Here is a 24,039-nt window from a genome sequence, read left to right as displayed (position 1 = left end):
TGCCTCCGCGGGGGGAAGTGCCCCCACGCGGGCGAACGATCACGATGGAGCGAAGAAAGGCGTTCGCGTGGTCTCTACGGCCCGATCTCCTGGATCCGCACCACGTTGGGCCCGCGCCGCCAGGTGCTGGGGTCGTCGGGCGTGGGCGCGGGCGCGTGCTGCGGGCCGCCGTCGCCCAGGTCGACCACGGTGGCCGTGAGCGCACACGTGTCGGACCCCGACAGCGAGCCCCACAACACCTTGCCGTAGCCCACCCCGGCGGGATCGGAGAGGTACGGCCCCGCCCCCACCGCCAGGTGCAGCGCATCGCTGGTCACGTCGACCGAGTAGGGCTCGATGAAGCCGCCGTGTCCATCCGTCCACGCGTTCTCGAAGCCCGCCAGGGGCTCGGGGCACAGCTGGAGCAGGTCGTTCTTGTTGCGCGCCACGAACACCCCGCGCACGGCGCTGGCGTCCTGTCGCGAGGAGCCGGCCGCGAGCAGCCAGGTGGGATCGGCGGCCGGAAGCTTGGCGATCTCCCCCAGGTGCCAGTCGCCGTTGGCCCCCAGGTCCAGCGGACCACCGCCCAGCACCGCGCAGCCGGCCGGGTTCATGTGCCACAAGCGAGCCGTGGCCTGGGGATCGGTCCCCGTGGGCCCCTCGAGCACCGCAAAGCCCCCCGTGCCATCGGGTGCCAGGTACCGCACGCGCTTGCCGGGCAGCGCCCCGGGGATCGGGCACAGCACGCCCTCCTCGAGCTGGGCCGCCCCGTCCTGTACCGAGAGATCATCGAGGTTGGACGCATCGACCACCGCCACCGCCTCGTTGCCGTCGCAGGCCACGCCCAGCGCCGTGTTGCTCAGCGGCACCAGCTGCCCCAAACCCTGGCAGATCCCGCCGTCGAGCGCGTCGAGCTCGGCCTGGCCGAACGGGCCATTGATGTTGGCGGGATCGACCACCAGGATCCGGCCCGTCTGCGTCCAGGTGTCCTCGCCCGCGAACAGATCGTTGTTGAACACGCCCACCAGCAGGCGCCCCGACTGGTGCGCCAGCATGAAGATCGGCTCCACCTGCTCGAAGTTGCGCCCGATCACGGGGTTGGTGAACTGCCCGCCCATGAAGTAGTCCTCGACCGCGATCACGTCCTCGGTGACGGTGGTGTCGAAGAAGAACAGCGGGAACGAGATCAGGCTGCCCTGGGTGCGCGAGGGGTAGTGGCCCGCGAGCACGTGCAGGTGGGTGCCCGTTCGTACCAGCCCGAACGGCTCGTCGAGCAGCTCGCCATCGATGTCGCCGTTCACGTTGGGCTTGAGATCCATCGAGATCGCGCCGCGGTAGGCCGAGTCGGGATGCTCGGGCACGAACACCTCGATGCGATCGTCGAGGGTCTGGGCCGCCAGCACCATCACGCAGCCGCCCGGCGGGCAGCCGAGCAGCGCGCCGCCGGGGCCCTGGTTGCTGCTGCCGGTGGTGTCCCCGGTGCCCATGTCGTCCGCGGGCTCGTCGGGCGTGCAGGCGGCGAGCGGCACGAGGAGCCACGGCAGGAAGGCGAGCAAGCGAAGCTTCATCGGAGCAACGCTAGCAGCCCCGGGGGCCGGGCTCCATCGCGGACGACCCGAGGACTCGACGCGTGGATTCGATGGCCCTGGCCACGCGGCTCGTCGCTCCCTCGGGCCCGCCGCGGAGGGGCGAGCGGGGCTCGCCGCGGCTGACCACGGACTCAAGCGGCCGCCAGCGCCACCACCGTCATGTAGAACCGTACCGCGTTCGCGAGGTCCTCGACGGCGATCTGCTCGTCGGTGCCGTGGATGCGCGTGCGGTCGGCCGCACGCAGGCGGATCGGCAGGAAGCGATAGGCCTGCCGCGCCACCTCGGCGTAGTGCCGCGAGTCGGTGGCGCCGCCGACCAGGAACGGCACCGTGACCGCCTCCGGGTAGACGTGGGCGACCGCCCGCTTCACCAGCAAGAAGCCCTCGTCGTCGGTGCTGGACACCGCCGATGGGTTCCAGCACTCGTCGATGCAGCGCACCTCGATCCCGGGGTCGTCGATCACCTCGCGCACGTAGTCGAGCACGCCGTCGATGGTCTGTCCGGGCAGGATGCGAGCGTTGAGCGTGAGCTCGGCATTGGCCGCGAGCACGTTGGGCGCAATCCCGGCGTCGATCATGGTGGGTGCGATGGTGGTGCGAATGGCCGCGTTGCTCGGGGGCTCCGCGGCCATCACCTGCTCGATCACCGGCGACAGGATCCACAGGTTGGACAGCGCCGTGCGCATGGGGAAGCTCATGTGGGGCGCCATGCCCTCGAGCATCATGCGGGTGCCTCCGTCGATCCTCGCCGGCATGGGCTCGTCCTGAAGGCGCGTGATCGCGGTGGCGAGCCGGCCGATCGCCCCGGTGGGCGGAGGCATGGAGGCGTGGCCCCCCTCGTCGTGCACCGTGAGCACGACCTGGGCGTAGCCCTTCTCGGCCACCCCCACCAGCGCCACCTCGCGCTCGAGGCCGGGGATCGCGTCGCGGACCAGCGAGCCGCCCTCGTCGAGCACGAACGCGAAGCGCTCGCCTCGGTCGCGAAGCGTGGCGGCGATCGCCACCGCCCCTCCGAGGCCGCCGCGCTCCTCGTCGTGGCCGAAGCCGAGCACGATGGTGCGCCGCGGCATGAAGCCCTGCGCCAGCAAGAGCTCGATCGCTTGCAGGATCCCCACCACGCCGAGCTTGTCGTCGAGCGCACCGCGGCCCCAGATCACGCCGTCTTCGATCGCCCCCGAGAACGGCGGGTGGGTCCAGTCGCCCTCGGTGCCGGGCTCCACCGGAACCACGTCGAGGTGACCGGTGAGCAGGATGGGCTCGGCGGAGGGATCGGTGCCCGGCCAGTGGTAGAGCAGCGAGAGCTCGCCGACCGTCTCGCGCGCAAGCGTGCGGTGCACGAGGGGAAAGTCGGCCTCGAGCTGCTGGTGCAGGGCCTTCATGGCGGCCACGTGCGCGGCGTACTGCGGCGCGTCATCGCTCGACGAAGGGGTCACCGACTCGATCCGCACCGCTCGGGCCAGGCGCTCGGCCGCGGCCATCGGGTCGACCTCGGGCAGGGATGGGGCGGGCCCGGCATCGAAGGACTCGGGGCCGTTGAGCAGGCCGCGGAGCACCATCACGCCCACGAGCCCGCCAAGGCCCAGGCCGACCCAGCGACGCCAGCGCCACCTGCGCGGTCGAGGAGCGTCGTTCACCGGCGGGAGCGTACCGCGAACGCGGAGGGCTGAATTTTCCTAGATCGCCGTGCCATGCGGTCCGTAGCAGCAGCCCGTGCGAAGCCAGGACATCCAGATCCCCGAGCCCTGCCATGCCGACTGGGATGCCATGCGCCCCGAGGATCGCGGAAAGTTCTGCTTGCAGTGCCAGACCAAGGTCCACGACCTCTCGGCCATGACCAGGGACGAGGCGCGTGCCTTCTTGCGGGGAAACGTCGGCAACGACGTGTGCGTGAGCTTCGAGCACCACGAGGACGGCGCGTTGGTGTTTCGCCAGCCCGCTCCGCGGCCCGCCCCCATCGTGCCACTGTCGCGATTGCGTCGGCCGCGGGTGGTGGCGGCCGGGATGGCCGTGGGGATGGCGGCGGCGCTGGCTGCTTGCGCGCCGCACGGGGAGCCCCAGGTTCGCAGCCATGCCGCCGAGGCTACCGTGTTCCAGGAGTCCAGCGTGGTGATTCCGGTGGGCGAGGCCGCCCCGGCCGAGCCGCTGGCCGAGGTCGAGACGGTGGAGGACGAGCCGTGCGATCCGCAGGTCGAGACGCCGGAGACCGAGCCCGAGCGTCCGCGGGTGCGAGGCCGGATGATCTCGCCCAGGCGCACCGCCGGCAAACCGGTCGTCCGCAAGGCTGGCGGCCTGGGGGGCTACGTCGATCCGTCGTCGTTGTGAGGCGATCGACCGCGGGTCGCGGGCCGCGTCGACGGCCCGCCTCCGCTCACTCGGGCCAGCACCCGCTCCACCGTCCCCCACGCCCCGCCGATCGACGCCTCGCTCCGCTCCGCGGCCAGTGCCTTGCGCACCGCCTCGTCGAAGCGCATCCGGTCCGGGTGCTCCACGAGTCGCCAAAAGCGATCGTCACTGGCAATCAGATCACTGGTTAGTCCGATCACCACCTCGCGCGCCACCGCCCAGTCGGCACGGGTGACGAAGCGGATCCACAGCGACGACAGCCGTGGCGTGAGCAGGGGGACCTCGAGCATGAGTGGGCGATGCAACCCCATCTCCCGGGCGGTCAGCTCCAGGATCTCTCGCCCCGACAGTATCCGAGGCCCGGGCAGATCGAACCATGCGCTGCCCTCCAGGGGCAGGTCGACCGCACGCACGAGCGCGGTCGCGACGTCGTCGATGGCCACCGGCTGAGTACGAGACTCGAGCCAGCGGGGCAGCACCATCACCGGCAGCCGCGCCGCCAGGTCGCGCACGATGAGCCAGCTCAGGCTGCCGTGGCCCACGATCATGCTGGCGCGCAGCTCCAGCGCTGGCACCGGGCCGGATCGCAGCCGCTCCCCCACGTCGAGACGGCTTGCCAGGTGCGGCGAGGCGCGACCGGCCGGGGCCACGCCGCCGAGGTAGACGATCTTCGAGAGCCCCGCCTCCGCGGCCAGCCGGGCGAAGCGCTCGGCGGCCGCCCGCTCGCGACGGCGAAACCCCGGCCCCTCGCTCATGCCATGCACGAGGTAGAGCGCAGCGGCGCAGCCGTCGAAGGCCGCTCGCAGCGAGGCCTCGTCATCGACGTCGGCCTCGACCCAGTCGAGCTCGGGCCACCTGCGGCGCGCCCGGTTGGCGCTGCGACTCATGCCGCGGACGCGCCAGCCGGCGGCCTCGAGCCCGGGCCGCACGGCGCGTCCGACGAAGCCGGTTGCACCCGTCAGGAGGATCGGTCCTGGTCGCATGACGAGGGCCGATGCAATCCGTGGTCCACGACATGATCGACGCGAGCCGGCCCGCGACCGAGCGCCTGCGCCCGCATGGACCGTTCCGCACGCGCCGAGGCCGGCAAGCCTTCCAACCGGGAGCGTGCGCTCCCCGACCGCGCGGCCCGGCCCGCCAGGATGGTCCATACTGGCGGGGTGACCGTGACCGAGCAGGCACTACGGCTTGCCCCGAGCGAGCGACTCGACCTCATCGGAGCGCTCTGGGATTCGCTGGTGGATGAAGGGGCCTGCCCGAGCCCGCCGGAACGGGCGGCTACCTGCCCTTGCCCGTGTTCTTCTTGCGGCGTGCAGACCGGATGTCCGGCGTTCCGTCGAGGTTGATCTGCTGTGCTCGCGGCGGAGGAGGATACTTCACCTCGACGTCGCTCACGTGTTCCCCAAGCGCGAGCACTCCCTTGTCCCACGAGTACAGAACCCGGACCTCGGGCACGACGTCCGCCGTCGCGACCATGACGATGTCGTTCGACCGCTGCGGTTCGGATCGATGATTGCCGCAGGCATCGCACTGCAAAGCCTTCTGGAACGCGAAGCACTTTGGGCAGACCTTGCCCGACTTCCGAGCTGCGGCGTAGATCTCCGCAGCACGGGCCGCCACGCGAGAGTCAACGGGAAGGATCTTGATGTGGCCCCGCCACTTGGCCAGAACGTCGCGCTGCGGACCGTCCATGCCCCGCAGAACCTCGAACCAATTGATCGCGCTCATGGTCATCGCGTCAGCGTGCTCCACGAGGTCGTGACTCGTGCGCGCGCTTTCCCAGTGACGACTGTGTTCGTCGATGCGACCGGTCTCGACTCCGAGCGAGTGGATCAGCACTACGGCATCGATCATGAAGTCCATGATCTAGTCCTCCGCACCGGGATGGAGGTCCGACAGCATTCGGTCGAAGTCCTCCGCGGCGAACAACGCGGCATGCTGCTTCACGTCGTCCAGAAGCTCCCGTCCCGACCATGGATCGAAGGTCGTATCCACGCCGATGATCTCGGCCTTGTCGAGCCGCAGCTCACCGGTCTTGCCCTCGATCCACTCCCCCCGCACGCGCAGAGGAACGACATCCCCCGTCTTGGCCGCGTCCCAGATGTGTTCCACGAGATTCGGGACGATATCGACCTCCAGCGGTCGGCCTTCGAGGCAAATCCTTGCTTGGACTCGCCCGCCTTCGGAGATTCGACCAACGCGGAGGATTGGCGAGTAGGTGACCGTCTCGCCGCTGAGGTTCCCAGAACTCGACGGGACCGTGGACTGCCCCGCCGCTCGCATCGTCCGTACGAAGACATCGTCGATGGCACGAAGCTCCTTGTCTCCGCGCCAGAATTTCGCATGGTAGGGGGTCAATACATCCGCGTGGCGAGCGAGCGTACGAGCAGCGGCCGCCAAGCGCTCATCCTTCTGCACGGCATCGGTTGCGTTGTCGACGAGGTCCGCGGCCAAACGAACCGCGCGCTCACCTCCACCTTGCCACCCTCGAAGCTCCGCGCTCGCGACATGGTTCCCGACGACCATCGTCACGTCGCCTTCGCGGAGGTCGGGCTCGATCTGAGAAAGCGTGTCGTGAAACAGAGCAGCGACCTGCCCGACCCGCTCGGGCGTCGCAGCAACGTCGAGCGTCAGACGCAGCACTTGCTTGGGTTGGGTAGCGCTCTTGGGCGGACGCGCGGGCACGGCCGCAGTGTAGCCGGCCCCGGCCACCGTTTCGAAAAAGAGCCGTTCCGCGCGCTCCCACCCCTACCTCCCCCTTCTGAAGGCCGGCGCCGGGATCGCTCCCGGGTTCAGCGTGCGAATGCGTGTCGTCCAGTTCACTCCTGAGAGATCGCCCGCGGATCGGAGATCCTGTGCTCGAACACCGCTGGGCGCCACGACTGCCGGAGGCGCTCGGCATCACATCGCTCGTTTGAAGCAATATGCGACGCCGCTGTCTGGGACGCAGGGCGACCGCGAGATGCCGCTGCCACCGCCCGCCAGGATGGTCCATACTGGCGGGGTGAGCGTGACCGAGCAGGCACTACGACTTGCCCCGAGCGAGCGACTCGACCTCATCGGGGCGCTCTGGGATTCGCTGGTGGATGAAGGGGCGGACCTTCCAATCTCCGATGAGCAGCGCACCGAGCTCCGGCGACGGCTGCTCGACCACCGAGCCAATCCCGACGCGGTGATGAGCTGGGACGAAGCCAAGCGGAGGCTCACCCGCCGGTGAGCCCGGCGTTGATCGTGGAGAGTCCGGGAGCCTACGCCGTGGTAGAGAACACGATCCCGACGCGCCGTGGTGAGGACGTTTCCCTATTCGGTCTTCTACATCGTCGAAGATGCCCGCGTGGTGGTGCTCGCCGTGTTCCACCAAGTCGACCGACGGGCCTGCGCGCCCGTCGAGCACGTCATGGCGGTGGGGTCGCCCGACCTTCGCGAGCTTGGACAGGTCCACGATCGTGAGCCCTCGAAGCTCCATCGCTTCGCGAAGTCGGTTCGCGAGCCTCGCTCGAATCTCGTCGGCGTCCACCGGGGGCCTTGGGGCCGCGGCCGGTGCCTCACAGCGCATCCGGGCACTCGGCTGCGACCTTGTACCAGGCCGCCTTGATCGCCTTCACGCTCACCTTGCGCGCCTTCGCGGCCCGCTTGAAAGCCGCGCGCTCGGCACGGTCGCTCACGTCGTCCTGGGGAAGTTCTCGGTCGAGCGCTCGGGCATGCTCGATGTCGGTCATGGTGCAGCCCGCCGAGCCCTCGGGCGCAACGCGGGCCTTGCCGAGCGCGGCGGCGCGGATCCGGTCGTCAATGTTCGGCATACCAGGGCACGCCATGGTGGCCGCCCCGTTGGCGGTGAGCACCTGGCCGTCACTCGAGACGAACCACTCGAAGTGCCCCCCGAACGTCACGAAATGCCCAGCGCCGAGCAGGAGCACGCGCTCGGTCGGCAGGCTGACGACGGTCGGGAAGTTCGTGGCCTTGCAAGTCTCAAGCTTCACGTCGCACCGGGACACGACGACGGGGAGTGCGGTCTCGCAGCTCCGCTCCTCTTTGGAGGTGTCGATCCGCGGCTCACCGGGCGGCGGCTCGTTGGGTTTCGGCCCCGCTGGCGCCCGATCGGACCCAACGATCGGCCGCGGCTGGCCTCGGTCGTGGCTCTCGATCAGCATCCACGCCACGAGGCCCACAAGCCCACCGACGCAGCCCACGACGATCACCCGCTCCATGGTGAGGGCCATGGCTCGAAAGTTTCACCTAGGGCGGTGTGCACATCAAGCCCCTTCGGCGTTGATTCGGTTCGCCGCAACCTCGGCGGTGCTGCTCACCACGCGATCGGCCATCCACTTCTCGAGGTCGGCCACACGGTAGCGCACCGCGCAGCACCACCGTAGGCGGCTACCCTCTACCCGATTAGCCGTCGGGTGGCGTTCCAATCGGCCAGCTCCGCGGCCGTGGGCGACGCGCTCGCTGTCGTCGTGCTGGCCCACGCGGGCTTGGAGAGGGGTTGGGCGACCTGTCCGAGCGCCCAGCTCCACGGGCCGTGGAGGCCCCCAGAAGCGACGACGCTCTGCAGGTTGAAGCCTGGCTGCCGTCGACAGTACCCGAGCCAGCCTAGAAGTTCGTAGACGGGGCTCGTCTTTTGCGCATCGAATTTTGCAGTACCGGCGGCGAGCTCCACCCACCGCTCGATCACTGCGCGCGGATCGACCCCCACGACCAGCCCGTGGTAGTGCTCGTGCTCCGTGTCGCTCGCGGTGTGCGGCACGAGCCACAGCCCACCGCTCCAACGCTCGACGGCCTCTGCTACGCGAGGCACGAGATCCGGATTGCTGCTGCCGACGATGGTTGTGAGATTGAGGGTGTCCAATTCCAACCCCCATCGATTCAGGCACGTACCGAACGCTCGCACGGCCGCCTCGCGTTGCGTCGCCCGAGGGATGACGGCTTCGCTTCGCTGGCCGTCATCAAGTAGGGAAGGCCCGCGAGCTCTCGTGCGTTCCGATGACTTCCCGCGCGCGGCGGGCGTTGCCTTGCTGTGCGTCGTTTTCGAGGACTTGCGCGAGCGCTTCCCCGTTGTCATCACTTCCCGGGTGGTCGAGTGCTCCGGCCGAGTAATCAGGATCTCCGGATTGGTTGTCATCACTTCCGACCGCAGCCGCCACCATCGAGTCGGCACCGTGCTCCCGGATTCGCGAGGAGATTCGACGCTGTAGAGGTCACGCCCATACCGCGCGATCGTCTGGCGCGACGCCCCCGTACGCCGCCGAATCTCATCGAGTGCTTCTCGAGCGAGCACAGGCCCTCTCGCGAGCACATCGAGGATCGCGCGGCGCACTGGCTCGCGCTGTGTGATGGGGCGTCCCATGAGAACTCGTCGCGGTCGCTCGCTCCCGCACCGGAGCACACGGTGCGGCGGCTCGCGGGTGATACCGGCTCGCCAAGGAGGTCGGCCCAACCGCGGCAATGGCTGTCCACACGGCCACGCTGGGGGAGCACTCAGAGGCTCACCGCGCAGTCGCTCACCGCCCATATCGGGCACGGTATCACTCACGAATCGACAATCGCGGCACGGTGGCCGCTCCAGTGGCTCACCCCTCCGTGGTCGACTGCCGCACGCGGCTGGCGATCCAGGCATCGAGATCCCCCTTGCGGTAGAGCACGCGACTCGAGCGTCCGTCGCCCAGCTTGGCGAAGGGAGGCCCGCCACCGCGCGTCCGCATGGTCTCGAGCGTGCGGTGCGAAAGGTACAGGTACTTTGCGGCTTGTTTGGGTGTGAGCACGTCGGAGGATGGCTCGGGGCGATGGGTTGCGGGCTCTGTTGCCATGTTGAAAATCGCTAGCAGGGTCGAGATCGATGTCGAGCGATTTTTCGCTGCTCCACGCTCTTGCAGCTTCAACGCCCTGATCCGCACCGTTGACCGACGAAAACGTCATGCACCTCCATGACCAGCGGTCGCGACCACGGCATGCGGAGCACCGGAATCCGTCGAGCCTCGATCGTAGCGGGGAACCAGTCGAGCACGGATTGCGCAACCATGGTTGGATCCCACAGCGTGTTCGTGGGGTCCAGGAACGGATCCCTTGCCACGGCCGGCCCTTCATGCCCCGCGCCCGGCCGCGCGCTGCGCATGCCCTCGCGACCACCCGACCCACCGCGATCGGCCGGATCGGATCTCGCCCCTGAGCCCGCCGCTCGCTCGCCTGAACTCCAGGTGAACTCCCGGCCCCTACCCCGAAAACAGAAAACCCCGTCGAACGGGGTCTGTGATGTGCGCCCGGAAGGATTCGAACCTCCGACCCTCGGTTCCGAAGACCGATGCTCTATCCAGCTGAGCTACGGACGCGCACCCGCTGCATACCAACTTCGCCCGACCCCGACAAGCGGGGCCCACCGGCCTCCGCCCCCCTTCCGAGGACGGTTCCCGCCCGCTCGCCCAACCCGCCCTACCGGTCGCGCCCGCGATAGTCCCTATCCCTATCCCGGTCCCGCTCCCGCTCCCGGTCCCCCCGCGGTCGCTTGCCGAACATCTCGCGCACCGCGTTGGTGACGTCGAGATCCAGCTCCGGTCGTGGGGCGTGATACCAGAGCACCTTGGCCTCGGCGCCCAGCGAGTCGAGCACCTCGGCGGTGGCCTCGACGCGCGAGCGCGGGACCCAGGGGTCGTCGAGGGCACCGCCGAGGATCACGGGCACGCCCCGCAGCGCACCTTCGTGGTGGAACGCCGAGCGCAGCGGGCCCAGCAGCGCGCCCGCCAGCGCGATGACCCCGGCGTAGCGACCCCCACGACGCGCAACGTAGTCGAGCACGATGCACGCCCCTTGCAGCTCGCCACACAGCACCACCTGATGGCGACCGAAGCCGAGCGCACCGAGCCGCTCGAACACGGCGTCGAGCTGGTCGTGCGCAGAGGTGATCGCCTGCTCGTTGTCGCGGATCGGTGCGTCGAAGCGGTGGGGAAACCAGCTGCGATCCTCGGCCTGCACGGCGACGAAGGCCGGCTCCTCGAGGGTCTCGAACAGGCGCGCCCCGGTCATCAGCATGCGCTCGGCCGTGTTGCCCTCGCCGTGCACGAGCACCACCACCCGGCGCGCTCGCTCGAGGCTGCGACCGCCCAGCGCGGCCTCGAGCGAGCCGTGCGGCGGGCGATAGGGCGACAGCGCCGGCCAGCGCCGCGCATCGACGGAAGGCCGACGACCAAGCCGAGTGTCGTGCAAGAGCGACTCGAGCTGGGCGGCAGTGGGCCGACGCGGGTTGTCGAAGCGAGCCGCCGCGACCTTGAGCGCGGTCTCGCGCACGCGCTCGGCGGTCAGGCCCAGGCGATCGAGACGCGTGGGTGCGTCGACGATGAGGGCGAGATCGAACAACGAGGCCGAGGGATCGCGCGAGCCGAGCGCCCGCCCCAGCGCCTGCGTGGCCCGGCGAGCGATCGAGGCGTTGAACGCCACCACGTGGGGCAGCAGCACGGTGTGCGTGTCGGGATACGGTAGACCCAGATCGCCGGCCACCGACCGCGCGAGCTGGTGGTGCAGCGCCGTGCTGGCCGAGCCGTGCACGGTGCCCGCCTGGTAGGCGCCCCGCATCACGTTGGCCCGCACCTCGAGGTTGTCGGGCTCGTCGCACGCGCGAGGCAGGTTGACGGCCAGGCGGGTGATGGCCGAGGCCGCCATCGCCTGCAGACGAGCGCTGGTGGTGCTGGCATAGAGCGCGTCGACGGCATGGGCCAGCGCGGTGAACAGACTGCACGCGGTGATGCTTCGCGGCAGCGCCAGCGTCAGCGACGGATCGTAGACCACCACGGTGGGGCGCACCCGATCCTCGCGGCCAAAGATGGTTTGGTTGCCCTCGCGGATGCCGAAGGTGTCGGTCATCTCGAAGCCCGAGTAGGTGGTGGGGATGGCCACGAACGGACGACTGCGCGAGAGCTGGGTGGCCTTGCCCAGCGAGATCGCCGAGCCCCCGCCGATGGTGACCAAACCATCGGCGCCCAGGCCGTCGAGACGAGAGCAGGTCTCGTCGACGATCTCCCGCGGTGTGTGGCTGCACGCGATCGGCAGCACGCCCACGCCACGATCGGCCAGCAATTCCTGGGCGCGCTCGGCGAGCTCGTAACGGCCCGGCGTACAGATCACGGCGACACGACGCAACCCCAAGCGCCGCACGTGCTCGAGCATGGCGTCGGACCACGCGCGACCGAAGCTGATCTGGCTCCCGTTGCGCGTCTCGTCGAAGGTGGGAATCGTCGGCATGGGCCGGGGGCTGCCCGGTTCATCATCACTCGGAGGCACGCCTTGGGTCCAGGGACGGAAGGCGCGATCCTCGGCACTCATGCGATCCCCGGCTCGCCCGACATCGAGCCCTTCGATGGAACGTCGCTTGGAGGTGCCCGCCTCTCTCACCTGACCACCTGAGCGGCTAGGGTTGGACTGGGACTGGACTGGGATTGGACTGGGACTGGGGCTGGGGATTGGGGGCAGGGACCCTCGCTCGTGCACGCTGCGCGAGTGCGGGCTATGCTGGGCCCGATATGGCGAAGGCTCTCACCTCTCTGCTACGGCACCGCGGTTTGGTCGCGGGCGCGGGTCTGCTGGCGTCGTTCACCGTTCTCGCGCTCGATCATGGTTCGGCCGACGAGGGCCTCGCGGCCGAGGACATCACCCCGCAGGCGGTGATGACCATGGCATCCGGGCTGGGGGTCGATCCGATGAGCCACACCTGGCTGGTCGACTTCGTCGAGCCGGCCGACGGCGAAGGCGGCTCCGAAGAGGAGATCGCGGCCATGGTGGCCGAGCTCCAGACCCGGCTCGGGCCCGATGCGATCGCCCCGGCCGGCTTCTACAGCGAGGGCGAGCACCTGTTCCGCCTGCAAGGCACGCTGCGATCCGCCACCGAGCTGCTCGATCACCCGCTGGTCGAGGGCGTCGAGCCCGAGATGTTCTACGGCCTGCCCGAGCAGGCGATGTCGGCCCTCGACGGTCCCAGCGTACGACCTGGCTCGAGCGACGACGACACCGACGCAAAGAAGGGCACGCGCTTCGAGCCCAACGACCCCATGTTCGGCCTGCAGTGGCACATGGAGCAGATCCACGCCCCCGAGGCATGGACGCTGGGCAACGGCGACGGCGCGGTGGTGGCGGTGATCGACACCGGCGTGGCCTGGAAGGACGCCAAGGGAGCGCGCCGCCTCCCCGACCTCGCGGGCACTGCGTTCGTCGAGGGCGAGAGCTTCATCAACGGCCTGCCCGAGGGACTCGACGACCACGCGCACGGCAGCCACGTGGCGGGCACCATCGCGCAGACCACCAACAACGGCGAGGGCGTGACCGGAGTGGCGTTCGGCTCCACGATCATGCCGCTCAAGGTGCTCTCCAAGGACGGCCGGGGCAGCGTGGGCGGCATCGCCAACGCGATCCGCTACGCGGCCGACCACGGGGCCCACGTGATCAACATGAGCCTGGGCGGGCCCCTGCCCTCGCGCGTGCTGGCCAAGGCCATCGAGTACGCGCACGGCAAGGGCGTGACCACGGTGTGCGCGGCGGGCAACGAGCGTCGCAGCAAGGTGGGCTATCCCGCGGCCAACAAGTACGCAGTGGCCGTGTCCGCGGTCGACGAGGCCCGCGATCTGACCTGGTACAGCAACTGGGGCAAGGACATCGACGTGGCCGCGCCCGGTGGCGACACGCGGGCCGACAAGAACGGCGACGGCCATCCCGACGGCGTGCTGCAGAACACGATCAAGATCCAGGATCCCTCGGCCAACGACTACTTGTGGTTCCAGGGCACCTCGATGGCGTCGCCCCACGCGGCCGGCGTGGCGGCGCTGATCGTCGGCGCCGGGGTGACCAACCCCGACGAGGTCGAGCGCATCATGAAGGAGACCGCCACCAATCCCACGGGCAAGGCGTGGGACGAGAAGTACGGGGCGGGCATCGTGGATGCGAACGCGGCCCTGCAGAAGGCCAAGGGCCACTACTCGGGGGAGCGGGCGGGCCTGCTGGGCCTGCTCGGCCTGATGGGTCTGTCGGGCCTGGGCCTGGCGGGGGTGATGGGCCGGCGACGTCGATTGCTGGCCACGGCGGGTCTGGGCGCGGGTGCGCTGGTCGGCAGCGGAGCGCTGGGTGGCTCGCTGGCCTACGGCCTGGCTGGCGCCTTCGGCGGGCTGGGCTCGCCGCTGTGGCTCTCGGCCGCGGTGCCGCTGGGTCTGGCGGCGCTGCTGTTCGGGCGCAAGTCGCTGCGCGGGGCCCTGACCGGGGTGAGCCTGGGCTACGCGGCGCTCCTGGCCCATGGCGCGGTCGTGCTGCCCACGCTGCTCACCGGCCTTCCGGGAGGTCCCACGGTCGACCGGCTGTGGCTGGTCGGCAACGCGGCGCTCGCCCTGTGGCTGGCGCGAGCCATCAGCCGCAAGTAGGGCCGCGGCCGCTCGTTGGCCCGCGCAACGCGGGCTAGCCCGCGCGACGCCGGGAGATCCAGCGCCCAAACCCGATGATCAGGTAGAGGCAGGTGAACCCGAGCAGCGCGGAGCCTCCCGGCAGCCCCAGCGCGAGCATGAGCAGGCCGCAGGCGATGAGCGTGTAGAACACGGTCTTGGTGACCCGGTTGCGAAAGCGCTTGTAGCTCGGAAGCGGCAGCCGGCTGACCATGAGCAGCGAGCACAGGACCAAGGCCGAGGCCATGATCCGGGGCTCGCGTACCGCCTCGATGCCGAGCTCGTAGTTGGACATGACCATGGTGGTCACGAACATCGCCGCCACCGGGATCGGCATGCCCTCGAACTCGTCGATGGGACCACCAGGGGACGAGCCCTGCTTGGTGTTGAAGCGGGCCAGCCGCACCGCGCCCGCGGCCACGAACGCGAACGCCACCAGCAGCCAGGGGTCGAAGCCGCCCGGCAGGGTGGGCGAGAGGCTCCAGCGGTACACCAGCCACGCGGGCGCCAGCCCGAAGCTGACGATGTCGGCCAGGCTGTCGAGCTCGGCTCCAAAATTGCTGCGCGCGCCCACCACCCGCGCCACCCGGCCGTCGATCATGTCGCACAGCGAGGCCCCGATCAGCGCCAGGCATGCGGCATAGGGCTGGTCGGCGGCCAGCGCGATCGACAGCAGGCCGAAGAAGATCCCCGTCAGCGTGACCGACGAGGGGACGGCGATGCGCCACGGCGGGGGCTCGGAGGAAACGGTGGCGGTCATGGAGAGCTCGTCGCTAAGCCCAGAGCCCCGGCGGCCAGGTACGCAACGAGTTGCGCAGCACCACCAGGTTGTCGTCGAGGGGTGCGCCGGTATCTAGCACGAGGTGCTCCTGCGCGGGTAGCTCGTCGATGGGCTCGAAGCTCGCCACGAAGTCGTCGAAGATCTCCAGGCGCCCGTCGCTGACCGACGCCCGTTTGGCTCGCTCTCGCAGGCGCTCCCGGCAGATCTCGGGAGATGCGCGACACTCGACCAGGCGGAACGGAACGCCGTGCTCACGCGCCAGCGCCCGGGCCCGCTCCCGCTGGGCCCGGCTGCGAAACGACGCCTCCACGATCACCGGGCGCCCCGAGGCGAGCACGACCCCCGCTCGGCGCAGGACCTCGGCGTAGACCTGGTCGGTGAACGACAGATCGTAGGCCCCCTGCCATGCGCCGTCGTGCACGGGCTGGGTGGCGCGCACGCCCAGCAGCTGCTTGCGGGTGCGGTCGGCGTCGACGACCGGCGCCGACATCTCGAAGCCGAGCAGCTCGGCCACCGTGCTCTTGCCGCTGGCGATGATCCCCGCGACGGCGACGACCGCGGGCTCGAGCAGCGAGCGGCGCTCGGTCGACAGTGACAGCAGGAAGTAGTGGCGGGCCGAGGCCTCGGCCCGCACGCGGCGATCGTGATCCACCGAGGGATCGTCGGCCACGAACGCGGCGATCTTGCCGCGCACGTAGGCCCGATAGCCCTCGTAGAAGTCGAGCACCGCGTAGAGATCGTGGTCGCCCGCGTGCTGGGCGTAGCGAGCCACGAGGTGCTCGGAGAGCTCCACGTGGCCGTGCTCGCTCAGGTCCATGGCCAGGAACGCCAGGTCGGCCGCGACGTCGGCGTAGCGGAAGCGATCGTTGAACTCGATGCAATCGATGATCGTCACCTCGGCCTCGCCCGGCCCGTCGTCGCGGATGTAGACGTGCTCGAGGCGCAGGTCGCCGTGGCCGTCGCGCACGCACTCGGCCTCGATGCGCGCGAGCAAGAGCGCGCGCTGCTGCTCGAGGAAGCCGACCTGGGCCTGCTCGATCTCCTCGGCCTGGGCGGGCGTCACGAAGCGCGCGATCGAGGCGCGGGTCTGGTCGAAGTTCTCGCGCACGTTGACCGCGATGGCCTCGGGGCGACCGAACGCGGCGGTGGTCTCGTCGCAGCGCGCCGCTGCGTGGAACTCGACCATGCGCCGCGCAACGAGGTCGATGTGCTCGCGGCGCAGCCGCCCCTCGCGAAGGCGCACGTCGGCGCGATCGCGATCGGGCAGCCGACGCATGTGCACCACCCAGTCGACGAGCTCGCCCGGCCCTTCCCCGCCGTGATCGGGGCTCCCTGGTGCGAGATGGCCGCTGGCGTGGCGCAGCAGCGGGAGTACGCCGAGGTACACGTCGGGCGCGAGCCGGCGGTTGAGCGCGACCTCGGCCTCGCACGCGGCCTTGCGCTGGTCGAGCGTGCCGAAGTCCAGGAAGCCCAGGCTCACCGGTCTCTTGATCTTCCAGACCTCGCGCGACCCCAGCAGCACCCAGGAGATGTGGGTCTGCACGAGGGTGATGGAGGGCTCGAGCCTCTGGAACTCTCGCAGGAGGGTGGTGCGGTCGAGGGCGGGGGCCACGGGCGACATGATGACCCGTGCCCCCACTGGTGGGGCGCGCAAGCTCGGCGCGGGCTTGCTCACGATTGCCTCGGACCGCCGGCCGGGCGGATGATGGACGGCATGGAACCTCGACGGTGGGCGGGCTTGGGAGTGCTGGTGCTGGGCTGCGGGACCCCACAGGTGGACGACGACGGAACCACGGTGCCGACCACGACCCTCGGTCCGGGTACCCAGACCGGCACGCAGACCGGCACGACCACCGGCGAGACCGACGGCACCGTCACCGCGTCCGGCAGCGCGACCTCCGGGATGGACACCACGGCCGACTCGGACACCGGCCCGGGGATCCTGTTCGACCTGAGCAATGACAGCGACCTGAACGTGCCGCCGATCGACATGTGCACGGTGACCGACGACATGAACGCGGTCGGCGACTGTCGCGTGCAGGCCCCGCCCGACAGCTTCGAGCCGGTCGAGCAGTGGAGCTTCACGCCGCCCGGCGAGCCGCAGGGCTACGTGACCCCGCTGGTCGTCAACCTCACCGACGACGACGGCAACGGGGTGATCGACATGTGCGACGTGCCCGACGTGGTGCTGGTGGCGGGCGCCAGCACGGGTCCGCCAGGGGCATCGGGGCACATCTACGTGCTCGACGGGGCCACGGGCAGCCTTCACTTCCAGATCCCCGACGCGGTCAACGGCAACTTCACGCCCGCGCTCGGTGACATCGACGGCGACGGGATCTCGGAGATCGTCACGCTCACCCAGGCCAATGCGTTCGTGGCGTTCGAGCACGACGGCACCAAGAAGTGGGAGACGCCCACCACGTGGGGCTCGGGCGACTTCGGGCAGCCGCTCTCCTACTCGTCGGCGGCGGCGCTGGCCGACCTCGACAACGACGGCACCGTGGAGATCGTGGCCGCCAACAAGATCATCGATCACGACGGCAACAACCTGATCACGCTGGCCGAGCTGTCCGGGAACTGGTCGGCCACCGTGCCGGCCGATCTCGACGGCGACGGCGACCTCGAGGTGGTGCTGGGCCACGCGGCGTTCCATCACGATGGCAGCATGCTGTGGAACACGGGGCTGAACCGCGGCTATCCGCAGGTGGCCAATCTCGACGGCGACGCCCAGCCCGAGGTGCTGCTGACCAACGATCAGGGGCTGAACCTCATCGAGCACACCGGCGCGGTGACCTACTCGGGCCTGCGGCCCACCGGCGACCCCGTGTCGTTCACCGGGTGGCTGCGCCCGGCCACGGTCCACGACTTCGACGGCGACGGCATCGCCGAGTTCGCGGTGAGCTCGGCCAACAACTACACGGTCTACGAGGCCAACGCTTCGATCGTGTGGAGCTCGCCCGTGCAGGACTTCTCGGGCATCGCGGCCGGCACCGCGTTCGACTTCCTCGGCGACGGCATCGCCGAGGCGATGTACACCGACGAGGTCAACCTCTACGTGTTCGACGGCATGGGCGGGGTGCTGTTCCAGGTCCCGCGCGGCAGCGGCACGCTCAGCGAGTATCCGATCGTGGTCGACGTGGACAACGACGGCTCGGCGGAGGTCTTGTTCGTGAGCAACTCCGGGGCAGCGCCCACGCTGCAGGTGATCGCCGACATCCAGGACCGATGGATCCAGGCGCGGCGGATCTGGAACCAGCACGCCTACCACGTGACCAACGTGCGCGAGGACGGAACCATCCCGCAGAACGAGCCGCCGCACTGGCTGGCGCTGAACACCTTTCGCACGAACGCGCAGATCGAGGGCGGAGGGCTGTGCATGCCCACGCCGCCGGGGTGATCGATCAGTCGTCGTCCTTGAGGCCCGGCGGTATGGCGATCGTCGGGTTCTCGTCGATCCGCGGCCGGCGGGACCGGACCTCGCGCTCCTTGGCCGCCGCTCGCAGCCGCGGGTCGACCAGCTCGCCCAGCCGGTCGCGCGCATAGCCGGTGATCTGCGAGTCCTCGAGCGCGAGCTGGATGACCGTGTCCTCGCCCAGGCTCACCAGGGCGTGCTCGTCGACGAAGGCATCGATGATGCGGCAGTTGCGAACGTAGGTGCCGTTCTTCGAGTCGAGGTCGTGGACGATGATCCCCTGGGCGCCGGGCAGGATCTCGAGCTCGACGTGCCGTCGCGAGATGTGCTGGTCGTCGATGGTCACGTCGACCGCGGTGTCGCGACCGATCACGACCCGTGACTCGCTGAGGCGAACCTCGGTGCCCTGGGCGGGTCCTGCGAGCACCGTGAGGACGTAGGGCCGAAGCGGGGACTCGAGCCGGGGCTTGACACCCGCTGTCTCGTCCAACGTATCCTTTGGTTTTCTCATGGTGCGCGCCGGGTCGGATGCTAGCACGTACCGAACCAGGGCACGTCCGAAAGGGGCTGCGGCCACGCCGGGGCCACCCTCCCCATGGGTGACGCTCACATGGCGCAGGCCATGGCCTCGTCCTCGCAGCCGACCGTGGTGGGATCGAGCTGGCCATTGAGGCGACACGCCACGCATGCCGGCTGACCAAAGCCTCCGGGTGGGCACGAGCCATCGAGGATGCACGCGAAGATGATGCAGGTCTCGAGCGCAACGAAGTCGCCGTTCTCCCCCGGCGGCAACCCGTCGTCGCAGGCATTGATGCAGCCCGGAGAGGGGCCGCCGCAGGCGATCACGCAATCGACCGCATCGAGGCACGTGGGGTCGCCCCCGGTGGTGCCGCCATCGGTGGTTCCGCCGTCGGTGCTGCCACCGTCGGTGGTCCCGCTGTCGGTATCCGTGGAGGAGGTGCCGGGTCCGGTGGTCGAGGGATCGGTTGGGTCGGGTCCGGTGGTCGGGTCGGGTCCGGTGGTCGGGTCGGGTCCGGTGGTCGGGTCGGGTCCGGTGGTGCTCGTGCCTGGCGCCGTGGTGCTGGTACCCGGGAAGCCCGTGTCGTCGGGTCCGGTGTCGAACCAACCGGTATCGAACACGCCGCTATCGGCGGTGGTGATCGGCCCGGTCGTCTCCGGCCGCCCCGTGTCGTCGGGTCGGCTCGTGGTCCCGTCGGTCGGATCACCCGTGGTGCCCTGGGAGCTCACCTCCGTATCGGCGATGGCGAACACCAGGTCGGTACGGCCGCATGCCCCCGACGCAAGAGAGGTTGCGAGCATCACCGTCACTGCCACCGTCCATGCGGCCGGGCTCGCCGGGCGGCACGATGGGCGGCGAGCCAAGCGAAGGACCATGGGGCCATGGTCGCATGGCGTTCCACGGCTCGACAACCGCGGTTTCCGTCCCCCCTTCGAACCACGACGTTTGCAATCGATCGCCCCTAGGGTCTCGCGTTCCGTCCCAAAGGCGTTATCCTCGGGCCCTTCTCGCGAAAGGATCTCCGGTTGGCGCGCTCGATCATCGTGTCTCATCAGGGCAAGCCCTCGACCTTCGGGTACTCGAGGGTGTCCCGCAAACAGCTCTATGGTGCGCGCAAGCGCATGCCGCTCGACGCCAAGGGCGAGCCCTGCCAACGCGCCGAGCTCTCGGACGATGGCTCCATGCTCATCATCAGCGGCATGACCGGCCAGGGCTACTTCGACGAGGGTGGTCGCTGGGTCACCAACGAGGAGCTGGTCGGTCTCGACGCGAGCGGCAAGGCCGTGCCCGAGCTGCCGTCCACCCTCGATGCTCCGCAGGCGCTGCAGGAGGTGGAGCCCGAGGCGCTGTTCGATTCCACCGCCTCGGCCGTGTATGCGCTCGACGCCGAGTCGCTCGACGCCGCGCTGCGCAAGGATCTGGATGCGGGCAAGCTGTTCCGCTTCGACTTCAACGCGCGCGCGGGCTACCAGATGGACAGCGCGGTCTTGCTGGCCAACGAGCACGGCACGTTCGCGATCGTGGGCAGCAAGCTGCAGGTGCCGTGGTCGGAGCTCGAGAAGCCCGAGGTCGACATCGACGACGACGACGGCAGCGACGACGACGATCTCGACTTCGAGATGTTCTAGGAAGGCAGGACGACCACCATGCGCAACATCAAGATCGCAAACGCGGCCGGTCGCGACGCCGACATCAAGTACATCGGGCCTCCCTCCGAGCCTCCCCCCAAGCTGGGCCTTCCGGGGCACGAGATCCGCTTCAAGCGCTATCTGCTGTGCACCCCCGAAGGCCTGCACCCCACCATGCAGGCGGCCCACGGCGATGACTACGCCCAGGCCCTCATCGACGGCGACCCCGAGGTCGACGTGGAGAAGGTGGGCCGCGAGGTCAACGCCTCGGCGCGGGTGTTCCTGACCGCCGACGGCCACGTGATGCATGCGGTGCCCACCGTGGTCGAGGTCATCTCCGATCCCGACGGCAACGAGCGCGAGCGTCGCGAGCCCAAGGACGTGCACGCCAACATCCTGGGCGACCTGCCGGTGGTGTGGACGGGCAAGACCATGGCCAAGCGCGATGCGGTGCGCCGCTTCGTGTTCACCCGCACGCTGGCCCTGCGCCACACCAACGGCCTGTCGTTCGACTTCCTGCACGGCATGGCCAAGGAGCTGGCCGAGTCGGGCGAGGTGGTGCTGGTGGGCGCGGGCAAGGGCGGCAAGCAGCCGCTCATCCTGCAAGACAACGGGACTCCCTACCGTGGATTCCTCGAGGGCCGCGTCGACGGCGAGCGCTTCGCCCTGCTGCTGCACCTGTCCAACATGGAGCTCAAGCGGCCCGCCGCTTCCACCACCTCGCCCACGCCCAAGAAGGGATCCTGATCATGTCCAAGTACACGCTGCAAGGAGCCCGTACCGTCGGCCAGGGTCATCACGCGCCTCCGGGCTCGGTGACCGACCCCGAGCTCGCCCTCGCCATCAGCCGCTACAAGCGCGGCGTGGCCAGCCGCTACGACGCCATCCTCCCCGACGAGCTCGACGGTGGGATGGTCAAGGACAGCGGCTACTACGTCTCGCCCAAGATCGACGGCGAGCAGTGGTGCCTGGTGATCGACGGCGACGACGTGTTCTTCGCCAACCCCAACGGTCGCGTGCTGGCCGGGGACATCCCCGTGCTCGCCGAGGCGCGCAAGCTGGCCAAGCGCGCCGTGGGCACCACCGTGGTGGCGGGCGAGCTCTACGCCACCCGCGAGAGCGGGCGCTCGCGCCACGGCGATCTGGCCGCGGCCCTGGGTTCCGACGGCAGCAACGCCGGGGTCGACCGCGTGGAGTTCTCCGCGTTCGACATCGTGTGGGGCGGCGACAGCACCGCCCGCATGCCGCTGGGTCCCTACGAGGACCGGCTCGCGCTCTTGCAGCGCCTGCTCGACGGGACCGAGCGCCTGCACCCGGTCCAGACCAAGGAAGTCGGCGACATCGCGCAGATCGACGCGCTCTACAAGGACTGGGCCGCCGACGGCAAGGCCGAGGGTCTGGTCGTACGGCCCAAGAACATCCCCAAGGTCTACAAGGTCAAGCCCAGCATCACCATCGATGCGGCGGTGATCGGCTACACCCTCAGCTCGGTCGACCAGGGCCGCTGCGGGTCGCTCTTGATGGCGCTCATCCGCGAGGACGGTCAGTTCCAGGTGATCGGCCACTGCGGCAACCTGGGCTCCGAGGACGTGCGTCGCGAGTGGCTCGAGCGGGTCAAGCCGCTCGAGTGCCAGAGCAACTACAGCGAGGCCAACTCGCGCGGCGCCATGTTCCAGCTGGTGCGTCCCGAGCTGGTGATCGAGGTGCGGATCTCCGACGTGCAGGCCGAGAACACCTCGGGCGACATCGTGCCGCGCATGGTGCTCGCGCACGAGGAAGGCCGCTGGGTCGCGCGACAGCGCATGCCGGGGGTCAGCGTGCTGCATCCCCGGCTCGAGCGGCTGCGCGAGGACAAGCGCCCCGTCGCGGGCGACGTGCCCATGCGGCAGGTGCTCGACCGCGTGCTGCTGCCCGACGCCGACAAGGCCGCCACCGCCGCCGACCTGCCCAAGAGCGAGATCCTGCGGCGCGAGGTCTACACCAAGGTCAGCAAGGGCCAGACGGCCGTGCGCAAGCTGGTCCTGTGGAAGACCAACAAGCAGGAGATCGACCCGGCCTATCCGGCCTTCGTGGTGCACTTCACCGACTACAGCGCGGGGCGCAAGGATCCTCTCAAGCGCACGGTGAGGCTCGCGCCCACGCTCGAGCTGGCGACGAAGATCGCGGACGAGATGATCGAGAAGGAGATCAAGAAGGGCTGGGTGAGTGTCTAGGTCCGTCTAGGCCCCCCGCAACCGCCTCGGGCTCGCCAGCACCCAGCTTGCCCCCCTGAAGGGGGCATTGGTGAGGCCCAGCGGGGCGCCTTTGCTCTGCGCACCCCGCAACCGCCTCGGGCTCGCCTGCACCCAGCTTGCCCCCCTGAAGGGGGCATTGGTGAGGCCCAGCGGGGCGCTTTTGTTCTGCGCCCCCCGCAACCGCCTCGGGCTCGCCTGCACCCAGCTTGCCCCCCTGAAGGGGGGCATTGGTGAGGCCCAGCGGGGCGCTTTGCTCTGCTCACTCGGCCGCTGCTTCGGCGTCCTGCTTGCGTAGCAGCACCACCCGGCGGTCGAACGGGATGTCGATGCCCTCGCGGTCGAACGCCTCCTTGATGCGCTGACGCAGCTCTCGCTCCACGCCGCCCTGCTGGCCGGCCCCGACCTTCACGACCATCCGCACCCCCACGCTCGAGGCGTCGAAGCTCAAGATGCCCTGCACGGAGGGCTCCTCGAGCGCGAGCTCGCCGTTGTCGGCGTGCCAGGCCTTGCCCACCTCGGCCATGATCTCCATGCCGCGCTTGACGTCCTGCTCGTAGGCCAGGCCCACCGTGACGATGGCCCGCATCCACGTGCGACTGGTGTTGCCCACCGTCTTGATCTGCCCGTTGGGCACGTACCAGAGCTTGCCGTCGAACGCCCGGATCGTGGTCATGCGCAGGCCCACGGACTCGACCGTGCCCGAGTAGCTGCCCAGGTCGACGGTGTCGCCGGTCTCGAGCGCGTTCTCCATGATGATGAAGAACCCGCTGATCACGTCGCGCACCAGCTCTTGCGAGCCGAACGCGACGGCCAGGCCGACCACGCCGGCCCCGGCGATCACGGCGGTGAGGTCGAACCCGAGCTGCTCGAGGCTCAGCACGATGCCCACCGCCATCAGGGCGATGGTGGCCACCGTCTCGAGCACCGGCTGGACGGTCTTGGCCTCGGACGAGGTGCGCATGTGGGTGAACACCCGGCGCAGCGCCATGCGGGCCACGCGGGAGAGGATCCACGCCAGCAGCAGGATGACGAAGGCGATGAGCAGGCGCCAGGCCATCTCACCGGCGTTCTGTTTGGCGTAGTCGAGGAAGTCCTTTGCGATGTCCATCGATCGACCCTCGGGCCTCGGCCCGGGGTCGCATCATGA

Annotated in this window: 21 protein-coding genes and 1 tRNA gene; 7 read left to right on the top strand and 15 right to left on the bottom strand. The window is 69.5% G+C overall.

Translation table 11 applies throughout. The annotated features are described in order from the left end of the window. Positions 1 to 74: 74 nt before the first annotated feature. Positions 75 to 1,547, bottom strand: coding sequence for a hypothetical protein (locus OEB96_RS26855; RefSeq protein ID WP_266219600.1), 1,473 nt, complete (start codon positions 1,545 to 1,547; stop codon positions 75 to 77). Positions 1,548 to 1,699: 152 nt separating this feature from the next. Next, positions 1,700 to 3,202, bottom strand: coding sequence for a M20 family peptidase (locus tag OEB96_RS26850; protein ID WP_266219599.1), 1,503 nt, complete (start codon positions 3,200 to 3,202; stop codon positions 1,700 to 1,702). Between the two features lie 76 nt (positions 3,203 to 3,278). Between OEB96_RS26850 and OEB96_RS26845 the strand changes: the two genes are divergently transcribed. Next, a complete protein-coding gene (locus OEB96_RS26845) occupies positions 3,279 to 3,890 on the top strand; it encodes a hypothetical protein (RefSeq protein WP_266219598.1) in 612 nt (203 codons plus the stop codon). Here OEB96_RS26845 and OEB96_RS26840 read toward each other — a convergent pair. From OEB96_RS26840 to OEB96_RS26830, 3 genes are all read right to left on the bottom strand, one after another. Further along, positions 3,866 to 4,894, bottom strand: coding sequence for an NAD(P)H-binding protein (locus OEB96_RS26840; protein WP_266219597.1), 1,029 nt, complete (start codon positions 4,892 to 4,894; stop codon positions 3,866 to 3,868). The two genes, OEB96_RS26845 and OEB96_RS26840, sit on opposite strands and share 25 nt — an antisense overlap. 295 nt (positions 4,895 to 5,189) lie before the next feature. Further along, positions 5,190 to 5,774: a hypothetical protein gene (locus tag OEB96_RS26835; RefSeq protein ID WP_266219596.1), complete on the bottom strand. Its 585-nt coding sequence runs from the start codon at positions 5,772 to 5,774 to the stop codon at positions 5,190 to 5,192. Between the two features lie 3 nt (positions 5,775 to 5,777). Beyond that, positions 5,778 to 6,596: a hypothetical protein gene (locus OEB96_RS26830; RefSeq protein ID WP_266219595.1), complete on the bottom strand. Its 819-nt coding sequence runs from the start codon at positions 6,594 to 6,596 to the stop codon at positions 5,778 to 5,780. Between the two features lie 319 nt (positions 6,597 to 6,915). Between OEB96_RS26830 and OEB96_RS26825 the strand changes: the two genes are divergently transcribed. Continuing rightward, positions 6,916 to 7,128 (top strand): addiction module protein, encoded by a 213-nt coding sequence (locus OEB96_RS26825; protein WP_266219594.1) that lies wholly within the window; start codon positions 6,916 to 6,918, stop codon positions 7,126 to 7,128. Positions 7,129 to 7,456: 328 nt separating this feature from the next. On the opposite strand, the gene OEB96_RS26820 is transcribed toward OEB96_RS26825, so the two are convergent. The 5 genes from OEB96_RS26820 to OEB96_RS26800 all read right to left on the bottom strand — a co-directional run bounded on the left by OEB96_RS26820 (position 7,457) and on the right by OEB96_RS26800 (position 12,140). Further along, positions 7,457 to 8,131 carry a hypothetical protein gene (locus OEB96_RS26820; RefSeq protein ID WP_266219593.1) on the bottom strand — a complete coding sequence of 225 codons (675 nt, stop codon included), beginning with the start codon at positions 8,129 to 8,131 and terminating at the stop codon, positions 7,457 to 7,459. Positions 8,132 to 8,295: 164 nt separating this feature from the next. Then, positions 8,296 to 8,760, bottom strand: coding sequence for a hypothetical protein (locus tag OEB96_RS26815; RefSeq protein WP_266219592.1), 465 nt, complete (start codon positions 8,758 to 8,760; stop codon positions 8,296 to 8,298). Between the two features lie 721 nt (positions 8,761 to 9,481). Further along, positions 9,482 to 9,718: a helix-turn-helix domain-containing protein gene (locus OEB96_RS26810; RefSeq protein WP_266219716.1), complete on the bottom strand. Its 237-nt coding sequence runs from the start codon at positions 9,716 to 9,718 to the stop codon at positions 9,482 to 9,484. A 445-nt stretch (positions 9,719 to 10,163) separates the two neighbouring features. Beyond that, positions 10,164 to 10,237, bottom strand: a tRNA-Arg gene (locus OEB96_RS26805). Between the two features lie 100 nt (positions 10,238 to 10,337). Beyond that, positions 10,338 to 12,140 carry an iron-containing alcohol dehydrogenase gene (locus OEB96_RS26800; RefSeq protein ID WP_266219591.1) on the bottom strand — a complete coding sequence of 601 codons (1,803 nt, stop codon included), beginning with the start codon at positions 12,138 to 12,140 and terminating at the stop codon, positions 10,338 to 10,340. A 278-nt stretch (positions 12,141 to 12,418) separates the two neighbouring features. Here OEB96_RS26800 and OEB96_RS26795 point away from each other — a divergent pair, with 278 nt between their 5' ends. After that, positions 12,419 to 14,299: a S8 family peptidase gene (locus OEB96_RS26795; protein ID WP_266219590.1), complete on the top strand. Its 1,881-nt coding sequence runs from the start codon at positions 12,419 to 12,421 to the stop codon at positions 14,297 to 14,299. Between the two features lie 34 nt (positions 14,300 to 14,333). On the opposite strand, the gene pssA is transcribed toward OEB96_RS26795, so the two are convergent. Both pssA and OEB96_RS26785 read right to left on the bottom strand, forming a co-directional pair. Continuing rightward, positions 14,334 to 15,077, bottom strand: coding sequence for a CDP-diacylglycerol--serine O-phosphatidyltransferase (gene pssA / locus OEB96_RS26790; RefSeq protein ID WP_266219589.1), 744 nt, complete (start codon positions 15,075 to 15,077; stop codon positions 14,334 to 14,336). 13 nt (positions 15,078 to 15,090) lie between these two features. Further along, the gene (locus OEB96_RS26785) at positions 15,091 to 16,710 is read right to left on the bottom strand and encodes a bifunctional aminoglycoside phosphotransferase/ATP-binding protein (RefSeq protein ID WP_266219588.1); all 1,620 of its coding nucleotides are present in this window, start codon (positions 16,708 to 16,710) and stop codon (positions 15,091 to 15,093) included. Positions 16,711 to 16,812: 102 nt separating this feature from the next. Between OEB96_RS26785 and OEB96_RS26780 the strand changes: the two genes are divergently transcribed. Then, the gene (locus OEB96_RS26780) at positions 16,813 to 18,495 is read left to right on the top strand and encodes an FG-GAP repeat domain-containing protein (RefSeq protein WP_266219587.1); all 1,683 of its coding nucleotides are present in this window, start codon (positions 16,813 to 16,815) and stop codon (positions 18,493 to 18,495) included. 4 nt (positions 18,496 to 18,499) lie between these two features. Here OEB96_RS26780 and OEB96_RS26775 read toward each other — a convergent pair whose 3' ends face one another. Both OEB96_RS26775 and OEB96_RS26770 read right to left on the bottom strand, forming a co-directional pair. Further along, complete coding sequence (locus OEB96_RS26775) at positions 18,500 to 18,937, bottom strand: FHA domain-containing protein (RefSeq protein WP_266219586.1); 438 nt, start codon at positions 18,935 to 18,937, stop codon at positions 18,500 to 18,502. Positions 18,938 to 19,116: 179 nt separating this feature from the next. Continuing rightward, the gene (locus OEB96_RS26770) at positions 19,117 to 19,830 is read right to left on the bottom strand and encodes a hypothetical protein (RefSeq protein ID WP_266219585.1); all 714 of its coding nucleotides are present in this window, start codon (positions 19,828 to 19,830) and stop codon (positions 19,117 to 19,119) included. Positions 19,831 to 20,055: 225 nt separating this feature from the next. Between OEB96_RS26770 and OEB96_RS26765 the strand changes: the two genes are divergently transcribed. Genes OEB96_RS26765 through OEB96_RS26755 form a run of 3 tightly spaced genes read left to right on the top strand, consistent with a single transcriptional unit; the run spans position 20,056 to position 22,871 of the window. Beyond that, positions 20,056 to 20,658, top strand: a complete 603-nt coding sequence (locus OEB96_RS26765) for a hypothetical protein (RefSeq protein WP_266219584.1) — start codon at positions 20,056 to 20,058, stop codon at positions 20,656 to 20,658. Between the two features lie 18 nt (positions 20,659 to 20,676). Beyond that, positions 20,677 to 21,405 carry a hypothetical protein gene (locus OEB96_RS26760; protein ID WP_266219583.1) on the top strand — a complete coding sequence of 243 codons (729 nt, stop codon included), beginning with the start codon at positions 20,677 to 20,679 and terminating at the stop codon, positions 21,403 to 21,405. A 2-nt stretch (positions 21,406 to 21,407) separates the two neighbouring features. Then, a complete protein-coding gene (locus tag OEB96_RS26755) occupies positions 21,408 to 22,871 on the top strand; it encodes an ATP dependent DNA ligase (RefSeq protein WP_266219582.1) in 1,464 nt (487 codons plus the stop codon). 280 nt (positions 22,872 to 23,151) lie between these two features. On the opposite strand, the gene OEB96_RS26750 is transcribed toward OEB96_RS26755, so the two are convergent. Continuing rightward, a complete protein-coding gene (locus tag OEB96_RS26750; RefSeq protein ID WP_266219581.1) occupies positions 23,152 to 24,000 on the bottom strand; it encodes a mechanosensitive ion channel family protein in 849 nt (282 codons plus the stop codon). Positions 24,001 to 24,039 lie beyond the last annotated feature (39 nt).

It is taken from the genome of Paraliomyxa miuraensis (assembly GCF_026337845.1).
GTDB lineage: Bacteria > Myxococcota_A > Polyangia > Nannocystales > Nannocystaceae > Paraliomyxa > Paraliomyxa miuraensis.
This window is presented reverse-complemented; position numbering and strand designations above follow the sequence as displayed.